Here is a 5,097-nt window from a genome sequence, read left to right on the forward strand (position 1 = left end):
CGTAGATCTCGGGGCGCTCCTCGCGCAGCCACATCAGTTTCGGCGTCTGCATCTCCGGCGAAATCCGGCCGCCCACATAGCGCAGCACGTCGTGATCGCCCGCATTGATCCGCGCCGCCTGATCGCCGGCGCGGTGATCCATCCAGACGATGATGTCGCGCTCGGGCGCATCAGGATCGCCCACGGGCAGCCCGCCCTCCGGGCCCATCACGGCGAGCGAACAGGTCGCGTCGAACCCGATCCCCGCGACATCGCGCGGGTCGGCTCCCGACGCGGCGAGGGCCCCTTTCACCGCATCGCAAACCGCCTGCCAGATCTGGGCGCTCGATTGCTCGACATGGCCATGATCGTCCTGCCACATCTCCAACGGGTGCTTGCCGACGCCGAGAAGCGTGCCCTCCCGATCGAAAATCCCGGCGCGCGCCGAACCGGTTCCGACATCGACACCGACGAATAACTTGCTCACGTTGATCCTCCCCAGACGCGCATCTTGCCCAATCCTTAACGACATCGGGCGGGGACTGCCAACCCGGGGGCGCGGCAGGCGATTCTCGCAACGCAGAGCAGCCGCGCCGCCGAAATCCCGGCTACCCGGGCCGAAAGACGTTCCGCTGCGAATAAAAACGCGGTCGCGCCCTTCAGCACCGCGACAGACCGCGCGTCCAGCCTGCCCTACGGAACGGGACGCAAATCTCGCGAACCAAACCAAAATTGGAACATTTTCCTTCCGCGTAATAGGAACAGCGACCCGCATAAGCTTGCCATCACGAAAATCCTGAACAATTTGGGACAAAATCCCTAACCAGCGAGGTTTTCCATGACCCGTCTCGCACGTATTTCCGCAGCCGTCGCAACCGGCGCTGCTCTTTTCGCCGCCAGCGCCGCGATGGCCAGCGATCTCGGCCCGCTCGTCACCCCGAGCGAGCTGAACGCCGAGATCGACACGCTCGATCCGGTGCTGCTCGACATCCGCACCGGCAGCTATGAAAAAGGCCATATCGACGGTGCCGTCTATGCGCCCTATTCGCTGTTCCGCGGCCCGGATAACAATCCCGGTCAGGTGCCGCCGATCGCGAAGCTGCAGGCGTCCTTCGAGCAGATCGGGCTCGAGCCCGACCGCCCCATCGTGATCATCGCGCAGGGCGATACGGATACCGACTTCGGCGCCGCCGCGCGCGTCTACTGGACGCTGAAAAGCACCGGTTTCACCGATCTGTCGATCCTGAACGGTGGCACGACCGCCTGGGCCAATGCGGGCCTGCCGATGTCGGACGTGACCGAGAACCTGATGCCCACCGATCTCGATCTGACGTGGAATGACCGCTGGACGGCGGAAACGCCCGCCGTGAGCGATGTCGTCAACGGCAAGGGCAAGGCTGTGCTCGTCGATGCGCGTCCGCCCGCCTTCTTCGAGGGCAAGAAAGCGCACTCCGCCGCTTCGCGTCCCGGCACCCTGCCCGGCGCAGAGAACCTGCCCTACACCAAGTTCTTCCGCTCGGGCGCGACGGTCATCGACGCGAAAACCGATGCGGCCGCTCTGAAAGAGCAGCTGGGCATCAAGGACGGCGAAGAAGTCGTGTCCTTCTGCAATACCGGGCACTGGGCGGCGACCGACTGGTTCGCCATGTCCGAGCTCGCAGGCATCGAGAACGTGAAGCTCTACCCCGGTTCGATGGTGGAATACTCCCAGACCGACGGTGAGATGGCGAACACGCCCGGCCTGTTGCAGAACCTTCTGAACCAGCTCACCGGAGGCTAAGAATGTCCACGGCCATTCTTGACAGAGACGCAGCGTCGGGCGGTATCGCCCGGCGCAGTGCTTTGATCGTCGCCGCGCTCGTGGCGATCGGTGCGCTCGCACTGTTCGGCGGCGCGCGCTACGGCTTCATGCTGGCGATCGGGCTGGGCTTCGGCATCGCGCTGGAAGGGCTGCGCTTCGGCTTTGCGGGCCCTTGGCGCGCGATGATCGTGCGGCGCGAACCGGCGGGCATCCTCGCGCAACTTCTGGCCATCGCGCTGGTGTCCATCGTCGCGATCCCGGCGATCTCGAGCCATCCGGGCGAGCTAACCGGCGCGCAGGCCCCGATCGGCTTCGCGATGGTCGGCGGCGCGTTTGTCTTCGGCGCGGCGATGCAGGTCGTGATGGGCTGCGGCTCGGGCACGCTTGTGAACGCAGGCTCGGGCAACCCGATCGGACTGCTCGCGCTTCCGTTCTTCGCCATCGGCAGCTTCTTCGGCGCCTATGGGCTGATCTGGTGGACCAATCTCGGCGCGCTGCCGATCCTGACCCTGCGCGGCACGAGCGGACTTGCTGTGACGCTGGTTCTTCTCGGGCTGGTCGCGGCCACGGTCTTCTTCCTCGGCAAGCGCGGATCGCGGAGCCTGCCGCGGCGCTATGTCATTGCGGCCCTCGTCCTCGCAGCGCTTGCCATCGCGAACCTCCTGGTCGCGGGGCAACCGTGGGGCGTGGTCTACGGGCTGGGTCTCTGGGTCGCCAAGGGCGTGAACGGAATGGGCGTCGACCTGACGCAATCGGCCTTCTACGCGGCCCCAGGCTCGATCACCCGCGTGCAGGAGAGCCTGCTGACCGACTACACCTCGCTCACCGATATCGGCCTGATCGCGGGCGCGTTCGGCGTGGCTGCATGGCGTCAGGGCGGGCTGTCGCAGAAATTGCCGAGCTATCCGGCCCGCGCCTGGGCCGCGACGATCATCGCAGGCTTCCTGCTGGGCTATTCGTCGCGACTGGCTTTCGGCTGCAACGTGGGTGCGTTCTTCTCGGGCATCTCGACCGGCAGCCTGCATGGCTGGGTCTGGTTCGCTGCAGCCTTCGCGGGCGCCTATCTGGGCATCTGGCTGCGCCCCCGCCTTGGACTGGAGGCACGCGCATGACCCGGAAAGCGACTGCCTTCACCGCCCTCGCGGGCCTGCTTCTCCTGATCGGCGCGGATCTATTGGGCGCGCCGCTCAATCCCTACCAAGCCCCACCGGCTTTTGCCTTCGGATCCGGTCAGGTCGCAAGCGGCGGGTTCTGCGGAGCCTTGCCGAACTGATCTCCCAAAATCCTTGCGATCTGGGACACCGGCCCGCTTCCCTCGGGCCGGTGTTCTCTTGCCCGGCCTTGGAACCTCGCGCGCGGACCGCTAGAGATCGCCAGACGCGCGGTCCGCGCGAAGGGAGCCCCATCATGACCAGACATCCGATGTTCGGGATTTTGCTCGCGCTGTTCGGCGCGCTGGCAATCTCGCCCGACACGCTGCTGATGCGCTGGTCCGAGATGAGCGGCGCGCAGATGGTGATGTGGCGCGGATTGCTGATGGGCGGCGCGATGTGGCTGACCTCCATCACCCTGCGCAGACGCCACCTGAAGCGCGACCTGCAGGCGCTCGCCAGCGGCGCGGGGTTGGTGCTGGTCGCCTGCCATTTCTCGAACATGACGCTGTTTGCTGTGGGGATCGCCGCCGCCCCGGTGTCGGTCGTGCTGTTCAGCGTCTCGACCGTGCCGGTCTTCGCGGCGCTGCTGTCCCGGCTGCTCCTGCGTGAGAACACCCACTGGTCGACATGGCTCGCCATCGCCGCCGTTCTCAGCGGGATCGGGCTGGCCGTCTTCGGTCCTGCCCCGGCGAGCGTGGGCGGCAATCCGGTCTACGGCGCGCTTGCGGGGCTTGGGGTCGCGTTGAGCCTGTCGACGACCTTCGTCACGATCCGGCGCAATCCGCATCTGCCTATCCTGCTGGCCGTCGGCTCCGGGGCCGGGCTGGCCGGACTTGCAGCACTGCTCTGGACAGGAGGCGCGGCCGTGTCGGGCGGTCAAATCTGGGCAATCGCGCTGGCGGGCGGTGTGGTGCTGCCGATTTCGTTCATGTCGCTATCGTTTGCCTCGCGCTACACCTCGGCCTCGAATGTCAGCCTGCTGATGCTGCTCGAGACGATCCTCGGGCCGATCTGGGTCTGGTGGGGAACGGGTGAGGCCCCGAGCCGCGCGATGCTGATCGGCGGGGCGATCGTGATCGGGAGCCTGGCGCTCTATCTCTGGCACGCCGGCCATCGGCAGAGCGTTCTCCGGCGCAGCCAATCCGCCGCGCCGGAGCATCTCTAGAAACGCTTACTTCCGGGCCGCCGACTTGGCGGCCGGTTTCGCGGACTTCGCGGATTTGGCGGCTTTCTCCGAATCCGAGGGCATCTCGATATTGATCTCGAGGCTCGAGATATCGTCGTTGCGCTCCATCCGGATATCGACGCCATCCTCTTCGATCTGCATGTATTTGCGGATCACCGCGAGGATGTCGCGTTGCAGATCGGGAAGGTAGTCGGCCTGCGCCGACCCGCTTCCGCGTTCATGCGCGAGCAGGATCTGCAGACGGTCCTTGGCCGTTTGCGCCGATTTCGCGCGGCGGGGTTTGAGCGAGAAACCGAACAGGCTCATGCGGACCGCCCGAAGAGACGACCGATGAAGCCGGGACGCTTCTCGCCCGGAATGCGCATCGGAATGTCCTCGCCCAGCAGGCGCGAGACCGCGTCGTCATAGGCGGCCGAGGCGCTGGACGGCTCGTCGAGCACGACCGGCATACCGGTGTTCGACGCGCGCAGAACGGCGGTGCTTTCGGGCACGATACCGATCAGCGGGACCGCCAGAAGCTCCAGCACGTCCTCGACCGTCATCATCTCGCCCTTGTCGATGCGCGACTGGTCGTGACGGGTCAGGAGCACCTGCGCCTTGACCGGCTCGCCATCGCTTTCGGCCCGGCGGGTCTTGGACGACAGAAGGCCCAGCACCCGGTCGCTGTCGCGCACAGAGGAGACTTCGGGGTTGGTCACGACGACCGCCTCATCGGCGAAGAACATCGCCAGCTGCGCACCACGCTCGATCCCGGCGGGGCTGTCGCAGATGATGTAATCGAATTCCTGACGCAGCTCGTCGAGCACCTTCTCGACGCCCTCTTGCGTCAGCGCATCCTTGTCGCGCGTCTGCGAGGTCGGCAGGATCGAGAGCGTCTCGACCCGCTTGTCCTTGATCAGCGCCTGCTTGAGCCGCGCATCGCCCTGAATGACGTTGATGAAGTCGAACACCACGCGGCGCTCGCAACCCATGATCAT

At 66.0% G+C, this 5,097-nt stretch carries 7 protein-coding genes; 4 read left to right on the forward strand and 3 right to left on the reverse strand.

The features are described from left to right. On the reverse strand, positions 1-511 hold a 511-nt coding region (locus B3D39_RS03120; RefSeq protein ID WP_286789367.1), incomplete at its 3' end, for an FGGY family carbohydrate kinase. Between the two features lie 306 nt (positions 512-817). On the opposite strand from B3D39_RS03120, the gene B3D39_RS03125 reads away from it, so the two are divergent. The 4 genes from B3D39_RS03125 to B3D39_RS03140 all read left to right on the forward strand — a co-directional run bounded on the left by B3D39_RS03125 (position 818) and on the right by B3D39_RS03140 (position 4,099). Then, positions 818-1,759 carry a sulfurtransferase gene (locus B3D39_RS03125; RefSeq protein ID WP_274962202.1) on the forward strand — a complete coding sequence of 314 codons (942 nt, stop codon included), beginning with the start codon at positions 818-820 and terminating at the stop codon, positions 1,757-1,759. Between the two features lie 14 nt (positions 1,760-1,773). Then, positions 1,774-2,892: a YeeE/YedE thiosulfate transporter family protein gene (locus B3D39_RS03130; protein WP_414717961.1), complete on the forward strand. Its 1,119-nt coding sequence runs from the start codon at positions 1,774-1,776 to the stop codon at positions 2,890-2,892. Continuing rightward, positions 2,889-3,053, forward strand: a complete 165-nt coding sequence (locus B3D39_RS03135; protein ID WP_274962200.1) for a hypothetical protein — start codon at positions 2,889-2,891, stop codon at positions 3,051-3,053. Before B3D39_RS03130 ends, B3D39_RS03135 begins: the two co-directional genes overlap by 4 nt. 134 nt (positions 3,054-3,187) lie before the next feature. Next, complete coding sequence (locus tag B3D39_RS03140) at positions 3,188-4,099, forward strand: DMT family transporter (RefSeq protein WP_274962199.1); 912 nt, start codon at positions 3,188-3,190, stop codon at positions 4,097-4,099. A gap of 6 nt (positions 4,100-4,105) precedes the next feature. Here the strand turns inward: B3D39_RS03140 and minE are convergent, their stop codons facing one another. Both minE and minD read right to left on the reverse strand, forming a co-directional pair. Then, a complete protein-coding gene (gene minE, locus B3D39_RS03145; protein WP_198453191.1) occupies positions 4,106-4,426 on the reverse strand; it encodes a cell division topological specificity factor MinE in 321 nt (106 codons plus the stop codon). Next, the coding region (gene minD, locus B3D39_RS03150; RefSeq protein WP_286789368.1) for a septum site-determining protein MinD at positions 4,423-5,097 on the reverse strand (675 nt) is incomplete at its 5' end. The genes minE and minD, both read right to left, overlap by 4 nt.

Origin of the sequence: Thioclava sp. UBA3469 (assembly GCF_002378135.1) — a bacterium.
GTDB classification, from domain to species: domain Bacteria; phylum Pseudomonadota; class Alphaproteobacteria; order Rhodobacterales; family Rhodobacteraceae; genus Thioclava; species Thioclava sediminum.

Bases quoted from the DNA above. Each gene is read 5' to 3' on its own strand.
- B3D39_RS03125 (WP_274962202.1), top strand. From the start codon at position 818: ATGACCCGTCTCGCACGTATTTCCGCAGCCGTCGCAACCGGCGCTGCT.
- B3D39_RS03135 (WP_274962200.1), top strand. From the start codon at position 2,889: ATGACCCGGAAAGCGACTGCCTTCACCGCCCTCGCGGGCCTGCTTCTC.
- B3D39_RS03140 (WP_274962199.1), top strand. From the start codon at position 3,188: ATGACCAGACATCCGATGTTCGGGATTTTGCTCGCGCTGTTCGGCGCG.
- minE (WP_198453191.1), bottom strand. From the start codon at position 4,426: ATGAGCCTGTTCGGTTTCTCGCTCAAACCCCGCCGCGCGAAATCGGCG.